Origin of the sequence: Massilia sp. LC238 (assembly GCF_000735635.1) — a bacterium.
GTDB lineage: Bacteria > Pseudomonadota > Gammaproteobacteria > Burkholderiales > Burkholderiaceae_D > Telluria > Telluria varians.
In genome coordinates this window covers 111,531-127,100 of sequence record NZ_JNNN01000065.1, presented here as the reverse complement: position 1 = coordinate 127,100, position 15,570 = coordinate 111,531, and the positions used below count along the sequence as shown (strand labels likewise).

Here is a 15,570-nt window from a genome sequence, read left to right as displayed (position 1 = left end):
TTTCCAATTCGCAAATCCACGTGTCAAATTGGCCATGATTTGACGATTTTGCGCGACACTCGGGCGCAGCCCCCCTGTTGTTTCCTTGACGCACTATCCATGCTCGGGCAAAGTTTTGCCTGCCGCGGCCCCGTCCGTTTCCGTTTCCCTCACCGCCCCATGCCCGTCGATTACCAGCAGCCTCCCGCCGAAGTCGCCCAGGTCCAGCCTGCCGCCGCCCCGTTCGAACAACAGTACGAGGAGGCGCGCAGGCTCGCCAACTCGGGCCAGCCCGAACTGGCGCTGGCCGCTTACAATGCCCTGCTAGCGCGCTCGCCGGGCAACGTGGACGTACTGCTCGGGCGCGGTATCCTGCTCAGCCGCCTGGAGCGCTGGAGCGAGGCCGAGGCCGACCTGACGGCCGCTGCCAAGGCCTCGCCGGAATATGCCGACGTCTGGTTCGCGCTCGGCAGGCTGTACCAATGGCAGGACCGGCCGGCGCAGGCCGCCGAGGCCTATGGTCGCGCCGCCGCGCTGCGTCCCGGCGATGCCGCCACCCTGGCGGCGCATGCCCAGGCGCTGCGCGCCTTGCAGCCGCATCCGCACCCGTCGCCCCAGCCGTTCACCGGCAATCCTGAAGCCGCGATCGCCGCGGGTTACACCTGGGCCGCCGGCCTGTCCGGCAGCTGGCAGGACGTGGGCGACGGCCCGCGCTGGAACGACCAGACCCTGAGCGTGCGCCACTACATGAAGCGCGGCTCGATCGGCTTCGAGGCGCTGCGCGCCCACCGCTTCGACCAGACCGGGCGCGCCTGGGCCATCGACGCCTATGCCAGCCTGTGGCAAGGCGCCTATGCCAACCTGCGCTACCAGCGGGCGCCGAGCGAACGCCTTTTCCCGGCCCATTCCGGCCGCATCGAGCTGTATCAGTCGCTCGGCAACGGTTGGGAAGCCTCGGTGAGCGACGACCTGCTCGGCTTCGATTCGCGCGTGAACATCTATGGCGTCAGCCTGGCCAAGTACAGCGGCAACTTCTACGTGCAGCTGCGTCACCAGAACATCGTGTCGCAAGGCTCGCACAGCTCGGGCGACCGCCTGCTGGCGCGCTGGTACTACGCGGGCGACGCCGACAGCTACCTCGAAGCGACGGCCAATCGGGGCCGCAGCGACGACCCGCTGTCGCTCACCGGCGGCCGCGCGCGCTCGGGCGGCGGCAGCCTGACCTGGGTCCACTACCTGTCGCGCGACTGGGGTACGCGGGTTGGCGCCAGCTTTGCCCAGAGCGGAAGCGGCGAGGCGCGCGAGCGCGGCCTGAGCCTCGGCCTCTATCGCCGCTGGTAAGCCATGGAAGGCCTGCCTGTCCGCCAGCGGCTGCAAGCCGTACTGGAAGCAGCCCTCGACGCCGCCGCGTTCACCCTGTCGTCGCTGCCCGCGCTGATGCTGGCCTGGCTGTGCCTGCGCATCGCCGAGGCCATCCATGCCGCAGCCGCCGGCGTGCCGCACTCGACCCTGTTTGGCGTCGGCATCGGCAACGACACCTTGTCGCTGCTGCGCTACGGCTTCGTGTTCCTGCTCGGCTCCCTGCCGCTGGCCTTCATCGCCTCGCAGCGCCTGCGCATCGCCTGCCTGGGTACACTGTGGAGTGCGCTGCTGTGCGCCGATGCGGCGCTGCTGCAGTACCACTGGGTGGCGGGCGTGCCGCTCGGCGCCGACCTGTTCGCCTACAGCGGCGACGAAGTCGCGACCGTCATGGCCAGCGGCTGGCAGGCCAGCCCGCTGCTGCTGGCCGCCCTGGTGCTCGGCCTGGGTGTATTGTGGGGCGTGCTCCTGCTGTCACGGCATGAACTGTGGCCGCGCGCCAGCGGGCGCATGGCGGGTATCGCGCTGGCGGCCAGCCTCGCGGCCTTCGCCTTATTGCCGGCGCGCATGGTGCCGGCCGTGGTGCACACCGACGCCGACCTGGGCTTCGTCATCAACAAGGCCGCCTTTTTCGCCGACAGCAACCTGGCCGGCCTGCGCGGCCAGGCGACGCAGGCCAGCGACCACGGGACGTTGCAGGGCCAGGCGCCGTGGGACGGCAAGGACCCGCACTACCCCTTCCTGCGTGCCGAGCGCACACCCGATACCCTCGGACCGCTGCTGCGCCGCGCCGACGCGCCGCCGAACCTGGTGTTCGTGATCGTCGAAGGCCTGGGCCGCAGCTTTTCCGGTCCCGGGGCACGCCTGGGCAGCTTCACGCCCTTCCTCGACGAGCTGGCAGGACGCAGCCTCTACTTCGAAAACTTCCTGGCCGGCCAGGGCCGCACTTTCGGCGTGCTGACCACGATCTTCGGTTCGCTGCCCTTCGGCGAACACGGCCTGGCCGCGCTGGGCGAGCGCATGCCGCGGCACGATTCGCTCCTGTCCATCCTGAAGGGACAGGGCTACGACCTGCGCTTCTACTCGGGCTCGAACATGGAGTTCGACAACGAAGGTTTGTTCCTGCGCCGCCAGGGTGTGGACAGCATCGTCAGCGAGAAGGACTACGGCCCGGATGCAGAGCGCGCCAACGATTGGGGCTATGCCGACCGCGACCTGATGGACATGGCGCTGCGCCGCGAAGCGGCAGCCAGGGCGACGCCCTACGCCACCATCATCCAGACCACCAGCATGCACACGCCCTTCACCTTCCCCGGCAAGGACGCCTACCTGCAGCGGGTCGATGCGCACGTGGCGCGCCTGGGGCTGCGCGAGCGGCCGGAATACCGCGCCCAGCGCGAGGTGTTCGCCAGCATCCTGTACACCGATGACGCGCTGCGCCTGTTCTTCGAGAAGGCCTCGACCCTGCCCGGCTACGCCAACACCGTGTTCGTCATCACCGGCGACCACCGCCTGCCCGAGCTGCCGATGGACACCCGCATCGAGCGCTACCACGTGCCGCTGATCATCCATTCCCCCCTGCTCAAGGCCCCAGGGTCGGTCAAGTCGGTGTCCTCGCAGTTCGACATCGCTCCCTCGCTGCTGGCCTGGCTGTCGAAGGACTATGGCCTGAAGGCCCCGCGCCAGGTCACCTGGCTGGGCACCGGGCTCGACACCGAGAAGAGCTTCCGCAACCTGCACGCGATCCCGCTCAAGCAGACCAAGACCGAGATGAGCGACTTCATCTCCGGCACGGCCTATCTCGCGCAAGGCAATCTGTACATGCTCGGCGACGGCATGGAAACCGAGCGCGCCGATAATCCGGCGGCGCTGTCGCTGGCGCAGGCCCAGTTCCACGCCTTCCTGAAGGCGAATCGCCAGGCTGGTACCAGCACGGCGCTGGCGCCCGAAGGCGGAGCGCTCGCCGGCTGGGGCGGCGAGCGCAGCCTGCACGGCACGCCGCTGGTACAGCAGGCCGGTGACGTCGCCGTGCGCGGCCTGCGCCCGCGTCCCGACGCCAAGCGCCTGGCGATCGAAGCCACCTTCAGCAACAGCGCCGCCACCGAGTCGCGCGCCTTTGCGCCGCTGCTCGTCATCGCCGACGCGCATGGTGTCGAGATCGGCGAAACCACCGGCGAGGCGCGCCGGCTGGGCGCAGGCGAGTCGGCCTCGATCACGCTGCGCGCGAACCTGCCGCGCCTCCCGTCCGGCACCTACTACATTTCCGTAATCCCCTCCCATCCCGACACCGGCCGCGCGATCGGCGTCGGTCAATACCACGTGGAACTGAAACTGTGAAGCATACCCTCGCCTGCCTGGCGCTGATGCTGGCCTGCGCCGGCGGTGCCGCCCATGCCTCCGATGCAGCCGCTCCGCGCGCGATCTGGACCTGGGAAGAAGACAGCAGCGCCATGCTGCAGCAGCCGGCCGCGGCGGAACGCGCGATCGCCTTCCTGAAGTCGAAGTCGGTGCAGACCGTGTTCCTGTATGCCGACGCCTTCGGTGGCGGCAACCCGATCGTGTCGAACCCGGCCCAGTACCGACGCCTGGTCCGGCGCCTGCATGCCTCGGGCCTGCGGGTCTACGCCCTGCTCGGCTCCGCCTACCTGCACACCGAACGCTACGTGCTGCCCAGGCACCATGCGGACGCGGTGGCAATGCTGCAGCGCGTCCTCGACTACAACCGCACGGCGGCGCCGGAAGAGCGCTTCGACGGCGTCAATGTCGACATCGAACCGCACATCCTGCCGGAATGGTCGGCGCGCAAGATGGAATTGCTGGCCGGTTTCCTCGACATGTCGGACGCGCTGATGCGCACCGTACGTGCCTCCGGCCAGTCGCTGCCGGTCGGGCCGGCGATTCCATTCTGGCTGGACGGCATCCAGCTGGAGTGGAAAGGCAGGCGCAAGCCGGTGAGCCAGCACGTGCAGGACACCTACGACTACGTAGCGCTGATGGACTACCGCGACCGCGCCGAAGGCGGCGACGGCATCGTCAGCCATGCGATGGACGAGCTGCAGTACGGCGAGACCATAGGGCGCCGCGTGCTGATCGGCGTCGAGACCATGCCCAACGCAATCAAGAAAGTGTCCTTTCACCACCTGCGCGAGCCGGACCTCGAGCGCGAACTGGACGAGACCCGCGCTGCCGTCGGCAGCATGCCCTCGTTCGGAGGCTTCGTGGTGCACCACTACGGCTCCTACCGCAAGTGGCTGGGGCTGGACTGAGCACACAAGGCATTTCGGATTTTCGGTTAATATATACACCGTATAAATAAGGAGTCTGCCTTGATCTCTGCACACGTCTTCATTGCCACCAGCCTCGACGGCTACATCGCGCGTCCGGACGGCGACATCGGCTGGCTGCTGCAGCGCGACGCCCCGGACGAAGACCATGGCTACGGCGACTTCATCGCCGACAAGGACGTCATCGTGATGGGACGCGGCAGTTACGAGAAGGTGCTGGGCTTCGATTCCTGGCCCTATGACCGGCCGGTGCTGGTGCTGTCGAAGCAGTTGGCGGGCGCGCCGGTACCGGAGGCGCTGCGCGGAAAAGTTCGCTTCTCGGACGCCGCGCCGACACAGGCCATGGCGGAACTCGCATCCCAGGGTGTACATCGGGTGTATGTCGATGGCGGGCAGTTGGTGCAGTCCTTCATCCGCGCCGGGCTGGTCGAGGACATGGTGCTCAGCACCGTGCCGGTCCTGATCGGCGCCGGCCGGCCGCTGTTCGGGGCCTTGCCGCGCGACCTGGACCTGGCCCTCGTCGCCAGCCGCAGCTTCCCTTCGGGGCTGGTCCAGTCTACCTACCGCTTTGTCAAATAAGCCTGCCATGACGCGGCCACGTGGACGCCCTGCCCGTGGCGAAGGCGTGACGCGCGACGAGATCCTTTCCGCCGCGCTCGCCCTGCTCGATGAGGACGGCGCCGGCTTCGGCATGCGCGCGCTGGCGGCGCGGCTTGGCGTCACCCCGATGAGCCTCTACCACCACGTCGGCGACCGCGGCAAGCTGCTGCAGGCCCTGTCGGACCACGTCTATGCCGCGGTGCCTGACCACGCCCCCTCCCCGGCCGGCGGACTTGCGGAGATCCGCGCCCTGCTCACCCGCTACCACGACGCCGTCGCACGGCATCCGCAGCTGACCCTGGCCATCTTCGCCGAGCCGGCCGCCTTCGCCGGAAATACCCGCGCGATCACCGAGCGCCTCACCCTGCTGCTGTCGGCGCTCACGCCGGACTACCTGCTGTGGCGCGACATCCTGGTCGACCACACGCACGGCAGCGGCCTGGCCCTGTGCGCGGCGCGCGGCGACCGGCAACAGCTGGACGCCATGCGCGAACAGTATGGGCATGCGCTGGACTGCATGCTGGCGCGGATCGCGGCACCAGGCAAGGGTAGCGCCAGCTGAGCCCACCCAAGGCAGGCGGCGCTACCTTCCCGGTTGCAGATGCGCCCGCCAGGCAAGGGCGCTATGATCGGCGCCGCCTTCAACCCAACCCAGACGAACCCCATGTACCAGCCATTCCCGCTCCGCCCGACGACGCGTGCCGCCGTATTTGCCGCCCTGCTGCTGCCGGCCGCCCTGCCCGCGCGCGCCGGTGTCCTGGACGAAGTGCCGCTGCCCGACATCAGCGCCGTGACCGACTACCGGCCGAAGATCCCGCTGCGGGTGTACTCGGCCGACAAGGTCCTGATCGGCGAGTTCGGCCTTGAACGGCGCGACTTCGTGCCGATCGCAAAGATCCCTCCCCTGATGAAGGCCGCCGTGCTGGCGATCGAGGACTCTCGCTTCTATGAGCACAGCGGCATCGACTGGATCCGCGCGCTGGGCGCCGCCAAGGCCAACCTGGCGTCGCTCGGCAGTTTCCGCCAGGGCGGCTCCACCATCACCATGCAGGTGGCGCGCAACTTCTTCCTGTCGCGCGACAAGACCCTGCCGCGCAAGCTGACCGAGGTCGCCCTGGCCTACAAGATCGAGCAGGCCCTGTCCAAGGACCAGATCCTCGAGGTCTACATGAACCAGATCTACCTGGGCCAGCGTTCCTACGGCTTCGCCAGCGCGGCGCGCACCTATTTCGGCAAGCCCTTGTCGAGCCTGAGCCTGGCCGAGGCCGCGATGCTGGCCGGCCTGCCGCAGAACCCGTCGCGCCACAACCCGGTGGCCAATCCGGAGCGCGCGCAGCAGCGCCAGCAGGTGGTCCTCAAGCGCATGCTGGCGCTGGGGAAGATCACCGAGGCGCAGTACCGCCAGGCGCTGGCCGAACCGCTGCGCGTGCGACGCGACGGCGGCGGCCCGGGTGCGGGCGCCGAATACGTCGCCGAGCTGGCGCGCCAGGCCGCCCATGCACGCTTCGGGCAGGCGGCCTACGAGCACGGCTACACGGTCACCACCAGCATCAACGCGGCCGAGCAGCTAGCGGCCTACGAGGCGGTGCGCCGCAACGCCATCGCCTACGACCGCCGCCATGGCTACCGCGGACCGGAAGCGCGCATCACGCTGCCGAAAGCGGAGCAAGAGCGCGAAGAGGCGGTCAACGAGGCCCTGCAGAAGCGCCCCGCGGTCAGCGGCTTCACGCCCGCCGTGGTGCTGGCGGCGTCGCCCAAGCGGGTGCGCGTCGTTACCCGCGACGGCGACACCATCGAGATCAAGGCCGGCGGGCTCGCCTTCGCCGCCCCTGCCCTCCTGCCTTCCGCCAAGGCCGGCCTCAAGCTGGCGCCGGGGGCGGTAGTGCGCATCGCCCCCAGTGGCAAGGATGGCTGGGCCATCACCCAGCTGCCGCAGGTGGCCTCGGCCTTCGTCGCGCTCGATGCCCAGACCGGCCTGGTGCGCGCCATGGTGGGCGGGGTCGACTACCAGCTGCAGAAACTCAATCACGTGACGCAGGCCTGGCGCCAGCCGGGATCGAGCATCAAGCCCTTCGTGTATTCAGCGGCGCTGGAGCGCGGCTTCTTCCCGGGCACGACCATCCTCGACGAACCGCTCGATTTTTCGAACGAGAAGGCCTATGCCAACTGGTCGCCGCGTAACGACGACGGCCTGTTCGAGGGTCCGGTGACGATCCGCCATGCGCTCACGCACTCGCGCAACGTGCCGACGGTGCGCATGCTGCGCGCGCTCGACGTCGACTATGCGCGCGAACACCTGGGGCGCTTCGGCTTCGACATGGCGCGTCATCCCAGCAACCTGACCCTGGCGCTCGGCACCGGCGCGGTGACGCCGCTGCAGATGGCCGGCGCCTACGCGGTGCTGGCCAACGGCGGCTACCGGGTCGAGCCCAGCCTGGGCATGACGATCCACAACCGCGACGGCAAGCTGCTATTCGAGAGCGGCAAGCCGCGCCCGCTCCAGGAGAGCGCGCGCGTGCTGGATGCCCGCAATGCCTTCATCGCGGACAGCATGCTGCGCGACGTGGCGCGCTTCGGCACCGGCGCCCAGGCCTCGCGTCTCTTGAACCGCACCGACCTGGCGGGCAAGACCGGCACCACCAGCAACGCCATCGACGGCTGGTTCGCCGGCTATGGCGCCAATGTGGTGGCGGTGGCCTGGATGGGCTACGACGAGCCGCGCTCGCTGGGGAGTCACGAATTCGGCTCCACGCTGGCCTTGCCGGTATGGGTCGACTACATGCGCGTGGCGCTGGCGAAGACGCCGCAGCGCGAGCGCACGCCGCCCGAGGGCGTGGTGCGCGCCGGCGGCGACTGGGTGTACGCGGAGTTTGCCGAACCGGCGCCGGCCGTGGAGGACGGCACTGCTGCACCTGTGGCGCCGCAGTCACCTTAACAAGGCAGGGCGGGTGCCGGAGCTTGTATCCGGCACGCCGCCGTGTGATCGCTTATTTGCCTGGCGGCGCCGGGAACAGGATCGCCGGACCCTTCGGGGCCACTCCCGGAGCGAGCGCGGCGGGCGCCGGCTTGCCGGCCGGGCCGAGATGGCGCACGAAGCGGTGGATCGCGCGCAGGTCTTCCTTGTCCATCTGGTGCAGCGTGAACCAGGGCATCGGCGGGCGCGCCTGCATGGTCTGCGCCATCCTGATCCACTCGTCCTCGCCGAGCGCATTCATCGACAGGCGCAGGTTGGTCGGGTAGGTCGTGCCCCAGGGGCCGCGCCAGCCCAGCTGGTCGCCCTGCAGCCAGTCCTTCTCGGGCACCTTGCCGGCGCTCATGCCATAGCCGGCGGTATGGCAGTCGTTGCAGCCGCCGACCTTGACCAGGTAGCGCCCGCGCTCGATGTACTTGCCTTGTGCCGTGGCGTTCGCCGCTGGCTGGTGCGGATTGTTCTGTGCCGCCTGCACGGCAGGCATGGCCAGGGCCAGCAGCACGGCGGCGGCGCAGGCTTTGTGAAGAGGTGAGATCATGTGCTCGGTTCCCGATAATGGCCGACCCATGATGCAGCGAGTAGCGCGGGCGCCGGCTGTTTCTTGTCAATAGGCGACAAGATAGCCGGGGTTCGCGGTCGATGGCAGCCCCACGGCTGGGGGGATCGTGCATGCCGCCTTACGGAAGGCCCTGTACCGTCCCCTCCTTCGGATAGTCGATCACGTAGTCGACGTTGAAGCGGGCGGTCTCGTTCGGCTTGAGCGTGCGCTCCCAGCCGACCACGCCGCGCCGCTGCTGCCAGTCCTTCACGGTCGGTTCCGGATCCAGGGAGATCCTGGCGCTGATCTTGTCCGACTGGCTGACCGGGGTCGGCTCGAGCACCAGGATATCGATCGGCTGGCGGTGCAGGTTCGTCACCACATAGGTGTCGGCGATGCGCTTCTGGTTCTCGCGGTTGAAGAAGCCCGCTTCGCCCGATTTCTCGTTGCCGCGCTCGGTGCTCACGCGCACCAGCGGGTCGCGCCCGAAGGCCATGTTGAAGCGCTCGCTGGCCTGGGGATCCCAGTGCAGTGCGCCCACGTAGGAACCGTCGCGGCGCAGCTGCACCTGGCCCGGCAGCCAGACGCCGTCGGGCCGCGCCGCATCGATGGTCAGCACCGCCGTATCCTTGTGGTCGCGCGGGGCAATGCGCACCAGCTGCTTGACGGCCAGGTTCTGCTTGGCCAGGCCGACCGAGATCTCGCGGCCATCCGATGCCAGGTCGACCCGGGCAGGCACCTCGAATTCGGTCGTGAAGCTGCCCTGCGTCTCGATGACCGGCGCGATGTAGTCGTCGGCGGCGACGCGCGAACCGGTGACCATCACAGGGGACGGCGCCGGCGGCGGTGCGGCCGGCGCGATGCGCCGGGCATATTCATGTCGAACGTTGATCGCTGCCTGCACGTCCTGCGGCGGCCGGTGGGTCAGCAGCCACGGGAAGGGATCGGGCGCATAGGCAGTCAGGTTCGGCTGGCCGGTCGACAGGCGCAGCCTGACCTTGCTCCAGTCCTCGCCGGTCTTTTGCGAAATCGCCGCCATGCGCTCCAGCTCCACCGTGGACGTGTTCGAGTCCAGCGTGGCGCGATAGGTCGGCTTCCAGCCGGCGCGGTTGACCTGGTAGGACAGCAGGATCTTGCCGGGCTGGCGCACCGCGACCGCCACCGTCATGCTGCGGCTGTCGCGCGTGCTGGCCTGGACCTTGGCGAGATCGCCCTTGAGGGCCTCCAGCTGCCTGGTCAGCCCACGCTTCTTCACCTCGGCCTCGTGCATGCGCGCCAGGGCTTCGCTGCCGCCCTTGCGGATCGCGTCCAGGGTCCCCAGCAATGCCTTGGGGTCGCCCGCGGCACGTCCCGGCCCGTTGTCGCCGCCGCCGAGGCGCTCGAGGTAGCCCTGCACCATCTGGGACGATTTGATCTCGGCATCGACCAGCGCGACCTGGTCCTGCAGCGCCTGGATCTTTGCTTCCAGTTCCGCTGCGCGCGGGCTCGGGCTGTCGACGGCGCGCTGGTCGCGCGTGAGCACCTGCCCGACCTGGATGCCCGGATCGGCCTGCAGGCGCACGGTGTCGGTATTGAAATTGGCCAGCAGGCCGGTGATCTCGACCTGGGTCATGCCCGGCGTTACCTGGACCAGGCGCTCCACCGTGGCGCTGCCCGGATACAGGGTGACGCTCTGGATCGGCGCCTCGACAGCGGATGCGCCGGATGCGGCCAGTGCCAGGAGGATGGTCCACTGCTGCTTGATTGCCATGGAATCTCTTTCAAAAGTGAAATATTTCCGCGAGCGTAGCAGATGTGGCCTGGCAAAAACCATCACAAAACCACGGCGTAGCAAGGACTGTGTAACGAGACGTTTCAGGAAGCGCCGCGTGTGGCCATGACCTGCTCCACCAGGCGCTGCGGCGGCTCGCGCACGTCGAGCGTGACGCCGCGTTCATCCGGCTGGAGCGGTTCGAGGGTGCGCAGCTGGCTGTCGAGCAGCGATACCGGCATGAAGTGCCCGCTGCGCGCCGCCATGCGCTGTGCAATGAGATCGCGATCGCCATGCAGGTGCACGAAGCGCACGTCGCCGTCATCACCGCGCAGCACGTCGCGGTAGGCGCGCTTGAGCGCGGAGCACGACAGCACGACTACCGGATCGGTCTGCCATGCCCGCTCGATCTCGGCGCGCAATGCCTGCAGCCAGCCGCCCCGGTCTTCGTCGTCGAGCGGGATCCCGGCCGACATCTTGGCCACGTTCTCCGGCGGATGGAAGCGGTCGCCCTCGATGAAGGGCGCACCGAGCGCCTGCGCCAGCCGGGTGCCGATGTCGCTCTTGCCGCAGGCGCTGACGCCCATCACCACCCATGCCGTCCGTTTATCCATGTGCTCTGTTCGTCCTGGTTCATTGGGGGATGGCGACTGTCCGCTTGGGGTGCGAAGCGCTGTGCAAGCTCATATGGGGATTGGCGCAGCCTTCCTTGAACAGTTTCGCATACTCGGCAAGCGGCGGCAGGCCGAGCGCACTCCGGCGCTCGTCGACCCTGGCGATATCCTCGATCTCGAAAGGCTGCCACTCGGTCCTGCTGACGCAACTGCCCTGGGTGCCGAAGCGTTGCGGATAGTGGGTACGGTCGTACAGGTAGGCGAAATTCGTCCCGGATGCCTGCCCTTGCCGCACCAGGGGCTCCATCAAGGCCAGCACCTCGCGCTGGAAGGCCTGGTCCCGGTCCGCGTGCTGGGCGATCAGCCAGGCGGCCGTGGCGCCGTCCTGGCCGACCATCGCGACCGTCGGCCAGCCAAGCTGCGCGACGATCTGCTTCAGGCGCGAGCGGTTGGCGTCGTCGACGGCGGTCCAGCGGCTGAAGTCACCCTTGCGCGCGAGCTGGCGGACTTCCTGGTCGCTGGCGGCCATGTTCAATAGTTTGTCGCGCAATGCGGCGTGCGTCGGGCCGGCGGCGTAGGCGCCGACGGAGACCGCGAACAGGATAGCGGCGGTGAATAGCTGTACCAGGATCAGGTGCTTCATCTCCGTGCAGTGCCCTTGATCAAGATGATCCCGGCGCCCAGAAAAGCGGCCGTCAGTATCAAGAAAATAAAGTCTGAAAAATCCACATCATCAAGATACACGATCGATGTTTCCGGGTCAGAGGGATCGTAGCGGATCGCAATGCCGGCGCCCGGCTGGAATCGTCTGAACAGGGCATCGGCGACCTGCTTGTCCCGATAACAGGCTACCCTGGTCGTCAACGACAATCTGGTGGACGAGAAACGATGCTCACCGACGCGGTAGTGGTAGCGCAACTCGATACACCATGCGCCGGACTTGACCCGCTTGCGCAGATCGATTGTCGAGACTTCGGCATGCGCGACCGGCCACGACGTCGAGGCCAGCTTGTCCATGCACCTCGTGAAGGTGAAGAACCCGAGAGGCAAGGCAAGCAGGACGAGGAGCCAGCCGATGATTTTTTCCTTCCGGGGAAACGCCGAGCGCTTTCTACTACCCAAACCAAGCCTTTCTTCAGTTAACGCGACAGCAGGATGCGCCGGAGCGCAGTGTTACCGGCGCACGATAACACGTCGACGCTGTTCCCAAAACGTCCTGGTGGTGGCCTGGCGAGCGCGCATGTCATCCGGGATGTTAACAAAAATCCCGGCTCGGCGCGCGCAGCTTCCCGAGCAAATGCGACATGTCCACCAGCCGCTTGGCCACCAGGTGCCGCACCTCGCCCTGCTTCTGCCAGATGCCGTACACCCCCAGCAGCGGGGCACCCAGCACCTCGCGCCGCTGCTGCTCCACCAGCGTGGGCCAGACGATCACGTTGATGTTCCCGGTCTCGTCCTCGAGCGTCATGAACAGAACGCCCTTGGCCGTCCCGGGCCGCTGGCGCACCGTCACCAGGCCGCAGGCGCGCGCCAGCTGGCCGTCGGCATAGTCGGCAAGAACCGAGGCCGGCATGAAGCGCTTGGCCAGCAACTGCTCACGCAGCAGCGCCAGCGGATGGCGGCCCAGTGTCAGGCCCTGGGCGCGGTAGTCGCCCACGATCTCGTCGGCTTCGGTCGGCGCCGCCAACTGCGGCAGTACCTCCTGCGGCGTGGTCGGGCGCAGCAGGTCGCGGTCGGGTACCGCCCCTACCGCCTGCCACAGCGCTTCGCGCCGGTGCCCGGCCAGCGACTGCAGCGCATTGGCGCCGGCCAGCACCTGCAGGTCGCCGCGGTCGAGCTGGGCGCGGCGCGCCAGGTCGGCCACGCTCTCGAAGGGGCGCACCGCACGCGCCATCTCGATGCGCAGGGCCACTTCCTGTTTCAGCCCGCGCAGCAAGCAAAGACCCAGGCGCACCGCGGGCTGGCGCGACCGGTCGACCGGGTCGAACTCTTCCAGGGTCGAGTCCCAGCCGCTGATGGCGACGTCGCCAGGGCGCACCTCGATGCCGTGGCGGCGCGCGTCCTGCACCAGCTGCGAGGGGCTGTAGAAGCCCATCGGCTGGCTGTTGAGCAGCGCGCAGAGAAATGCCGCGGGCTCGTGGCACTTGAGCCAGGAACTGGCATAGGCCAGCAGCGCGAAGCTGGCCGCGTGCGATTCGGGGAAGCCGTATTCGCCGAAGCCCTGGATCTGGCTGAAGATCGCTTCCGCGAACGCCAGCGTGTAGCCGCGTTCCAGCATGCCGCGCACGATGCGGTCGTAGTATTTTTCGAGCCCGCCCTTGCGCTTCCAGGCCGCCATCGCGCGGCGTAGCTGGTCGGCTTCGCCCGGCGTGAAGCCGGCGCCCAGGATCGCCACCTGCATCACCTGCTCCTGGAAGATCGGCACGCCCAGCGTGCGCTCCAGCGCCACTTTCATCTCGGAGCTCGGATAATGGATCGGTTCCAGGCCCTGCCTGCGCCGCAGGTACGGATGCACCATGCCGCCCTGGATCGGGCCGGGGCGCACCACGGCCACCTCGATCACCAGGTCGTAGAAGCGGCGCGGGCGCATGCGCGGCAGCATGCTCATCTGGGCGCGCGACTCGATCTGGAACACACCCACGGTGTCGGCCGCGCAGATCATGTCGTAGGTCGCCTTGTCGTCGGGCGGGATGTCCTGCATCTCGAACAGGTTGCCGTAGCGCTGGCCCACCAGTTCGAGGCCGCGCCGCATCATCGACAGCATGCCCAGCGCCAGCACGTCGACCTTCATCAGGCCGAGTTCCTCCAGGTCGTTCTTGTCCCACTGGATGACGCTGCGGTCCGCCATGGTGGCGTTCTCGATCGGCACCAGGCGCGACAGCTTGCCGCGCGCGATGACGAAGCCGCCCGGGTGCTGCGACAGGTGGCGCGGGAAGTTCAGCAGCTTGTCGGCCAGGGTGGCCCACTGCTGCGCCAGGCGCGACTCCGGGTCCAGTCCCGCCTCCGCCAGGCGTCCCAGCAGGTCGGCGCGGCTGTCGAACCAGTGGTGGGTCTTGGCCACCTTCTCGACGATGGCCAGGTCGATGCCGAGCGCACGCCCGCTGTCGCGCAATGCGCTCTTGGGACGGTAGCTGATCACCACCGCCGCCAGCGCCGCCCGCTCGCGCCCGTATTTCGCATAGATGTACTGGATGACTTCCTCGCGGCGCTGGTGCTCGAAGTCGACGTCGATATCGGGCGGCTCGTTGCGCTCCTTCGAGATGAAGCGCTCGAACAGCAGGCTGGCGCGCGCCGGGTCGACCTCGGTGATGCCGAGGCAGTAGCACACCGCGGAATTGGCGGCCGAGCCGCGCCCCTGGCACAGGATATGTTGCGAGCGTGCGAAGCGCACGATGTCGTATACGGTGAGGAAGTAATGTTCGTACTTCATCTCGGCGATGAGCTGCAGTTCGTGCTCGACCTGCGCCTGCACCTTGGCCGGAATGCCCTCGCGGAAGCGCCGGTGCGCGCCGACATAGGTTTCCTGGCGCAGGAAGCTGGTGGCATCCATGCCGGGCGGGATCACTTCGTCGGGATATTCGTAGCGCAGCTCATCCAGCGAGAAGGTGCACAGGCGCGCGATGCGCAGCGTCTCGGCCAATGCCTCGCGGCCGTAGATGTTGGCCAGGCGCAGGCGCGACCGCAGGTGCTGCTCGGCGTTCTGGGCCAGGCCATAACCGCATTCGGCCACCGGCTTCTTCAGGCGGGTGGCGGTGAGCGTGTCCTGCAGGGGTTTACGTGAGCGCACGTGCATCACCACGTGGCCGAGCGCCGTGATCGGCAGGCCGTGCTGCCAGCCCACCTCTTCCACCGCCTCGCGGTGCGGTTCGTCGAAGGCGCGGTGCAGCAGGACCAGACCGAGCCAGGCGCGGCCCGGGAAGGTGCTCGCCATCCAGGCGGCTTGCCCGTGCAGGCGGTCGACGTCCGCTGCTTCGTGCGAGGGATAAGCGGGGAGCAGGATCGCCAGGCAGTCGGGCATGTGCTTCAGGTGCGCGTACGCAGGCACGGGCCGGGCCAGGTCGTCCGGGGTGAGGAAGTAGGTCCCCTTCTCGCTGCGGGTGCGGCCCAGGGTGATCAGCTCCGCAAGGTTGCCGTAGCCGTTACGGTTCTTGGCCAGCAGCACCAGCGACAGCGCCGGGCTGCCGTCCGCGTGCTTCAGGTGGAAGTGGGCGCCGATCACCAGGTGCAGGCCGGCCTTCTTGGCCTCGGCATGGGCGCGCACCACCCCGGCCAGCGAGCATTCGTCGGTCAGTGCCAGGGCAAAATAATCGAGTTGGACCGCGCGCGCCACCAGTTCCTCCGCATGCGAGGCTCCTTCGAGGAAGGAGAAGTTCGACAGGCAGAACAGCTCCGCATACGGAGGCAAAACCTGTGGTGGCGGAGAAAGCGGATCGGTCATCGGCAGGGTATGGGCGAACGGGATACAATGCTGGACA

12 protein-coding genes are annotated in these 15,570 nt (G+C 68.1%); 6 read left to right on the top strand and 6 right to left on the bottom strand.

The window, feature by feature from the left end; all coding sequences use genetic code 11:
• Positions 1–159 precede the first annotated feature (159 nt).
• The 6 genes from FG94_RS17405 (at position 160) to FG94_RS17380 (ending at position 8,157) form a co-directional block, all read left to right on the top strand.
• On the top strand, positions 160–1,320 hold the full coding sequence (locus FG94_RS17405) for a YaiO family outer membrane beta-barrel protein (RefSeq protein ID WP_036214231.1): 1,161 nt from the start codon (positions 160–162) through the stop codon (positions 1,318–1,320).
• A 3-nt stretch (positions 1,321–1,323) separates the two neighbouring features.
• Positions 1,324–3,675, top strand: coding sequence for an LTA synthase family protein (locus FG94_RS17400; RefSeq protein ID WP_051996882.1), 2,352 nt, complete (start codon positions 1,324–1,326; stop codon positions 3,673–3,675).
• Positions 3,672–4,604: a hypothetical protein gene (locus tag FG94_RS17395; protein ID WP_036214229.1), complete on the top strand. Its 933-nt coding sequence runs from the start codon at positions 3,672–3,674 to the stop codon at positions 4,602–4,604. Before FG94_RS17400 ends, FG94_RS17395 begins: the two co-directional genes overlap by 4 nt.
• A 60-nt stretch (positions 4,605–4,664) precedes the next feature.
• The gene (locus FG94_RS17390) at positions 4,665–5,201 is read left to right on the top strand and encodes a dihydrofolate reductase family protein (RefSeq protein ID WP_036214228.1); all 537 of its coding nucleotides are present in this window, start codon (positions 4,665–4,667) and stop codon (positions 5,199–5,201) included.
• Between the two features lie 7 nt (positions 5,202–5,208).
• Positions 5,209–5,784, top strand: coding sequence for a TetR/AcrR family transcriptional regulator (locus FG94_RS17385; RefSeq protein ID WP_036214226.1), 576 nt, complete (start codon positions 5,209–5,211; stop codon positions 5,782–5,784).
• A gap of 102 nt (positions 5,785–5,886) precedes the next feature.
• A complete protein-coding gene (locus FG94_RS17380; RefSeq protein WP_051996895.1) occupies positions 5,887–8,157 on the top strand; it encodes a penicillin-binding protein 1A in 2,271 nt (756 codons plus the stop codon).
• 52 nt (positions 8,158–8,209) lie between these two features.
• On the opposite strand, the gene FG94_RS17375 is transcribed toward FG94_RS17380, so the two are convergent.
• From FG94_RS17375 to FG94_RS17350, 6 genes are all read right to left on the bottom strand, one after another.
• Positions 8,210–8,731 (bottom strand): cytochrome c, encoded by a 522-nt coding sequence (locus tag FG94_RS17375; RefSeq protein WP_036214225.1) that lies wholly within the window; start codon positions 8,729–8,731, stop codon positions 8,210–8,212.
• A gap of 139 nt (positions 8,732–8,870) precedes the next feature.
• Positions 8,871–10,481, bottom strand: coding sequence for a mucoidy inhibitor MuiA family protein (locus tag FG94_RS17370; RefSeq protein WP_036214223.1), 1,611 nt, complete (start codon positions 10,479–10,481; stop codon positions 8,871–8,873).
• Between the two features lie 104 nt (positions 10,482–10,585).
• A complete protein-coding gene (locus tag FG94_RS17365; RefSeq protein ID WP_229445977.1) occupies positions 10,586–11,095 on the bottom strand; it encodes a gluconokinase in 510 nt (169 codons plus the stop codon).
• Between the two features lie 19 nt (positions 11,096–11,114).
• Complete coding sequence (locus tag FG94_RS26125) at positions 11,115–11,738, bottom strand: DUF6624 domain-containing protein (RefSeq protein ID WP_051996881.1); 624 nt, start codon at positions 11,736–11,738, stop codon at positions 11,115–11,117.
• A complete protein-coding gene (locus FG94_RS17355; protein WP_036214221.1) occupies positions 11,735–12,217 on the bottom strand; it encodes a DUF3592 domain-containing protein in 483 nt (160 codons plus the stop codon). The genes FG94_RS26125 and FG94_RS17355 overlap by 4 nt, the downstream gene beginning before the upstream one ends.
• Positions 12,218–12,350: 133 nt before the next feature.
• Entirely contained in the window at positions 12,351–15,533 is a 3,183-nt protein-coding gene (locus FG94_RS17350; RefSeq protein WP_036214220.1) for an error-prone DNA polymerase, read from the bottom strand.
• Between the last annotated feature and the right edge of the window lie 37 nt (positions 15,534–15,570).

Coding starts and splice junctions, on each gene's coding strand:
- FG94_RS17405 (WP_036214231.1), top strand. CDS start 160: ATGCCCGTCGATTACCAGCAGCCTCCCGCCGAAGTCGCCCAGGTCCAG.
- FG94_RS17375 (WP_036214225.1), bottom strand. CDS start 8,731: ATGATCTCACCTCTTCACAAAGCCTGCGCCGCCGCCGTGCTGCTGGCC.
- FG94_RS26125 (WP_051996881.1), bottom strand. CDS start 11,738: ATGAAGCACCTGATCCTGGTACAGCTATTCACCGCCGCTATCCTGTTC.
- FG94_RS17370 (WP_036214223.1), bottom strand. CDS start 10,481: ATGGCAATCAAGCAGCAGTGGACCATCCTCCTGGCACTGGCCGCATCC.
- FG94_RS17350 (WP_036214220.1), bottom strand. CDS start 15,533: ATGACCGATCCGCTTTCTCCGCCACCACAGGTTTTGCCTCCGTATGCG.
- FG94_RS17400 (WP_051996882.1), top strand. CDS start 1,324: ATGGAAGGCCTGCCTGTCCGCCAGCGGCTGCAAGCCGTACTGGAAGCA.
- FG94_RS17385 (WP_036214226.1), top strand. CDS start 5,209: ATGACGCGGCCACGTGGACGCCCTGCCCGTGGCGAAGGCGTGACGCGC.
- FG94_RS17380 (WP_051996895.1), top strand. CDS start 5,887: ATGTACCAGCCATTCCCGCTCCGCCCGACGACGCGTGCCGCCGTATTT.
- FG94_RS17365 (WP_229445977.1), bottom strand. CDS start 11,095: ATGGATAAACGGACGGCATGGGTGGTGATGGGCGTCAGCGCCTGCGGC.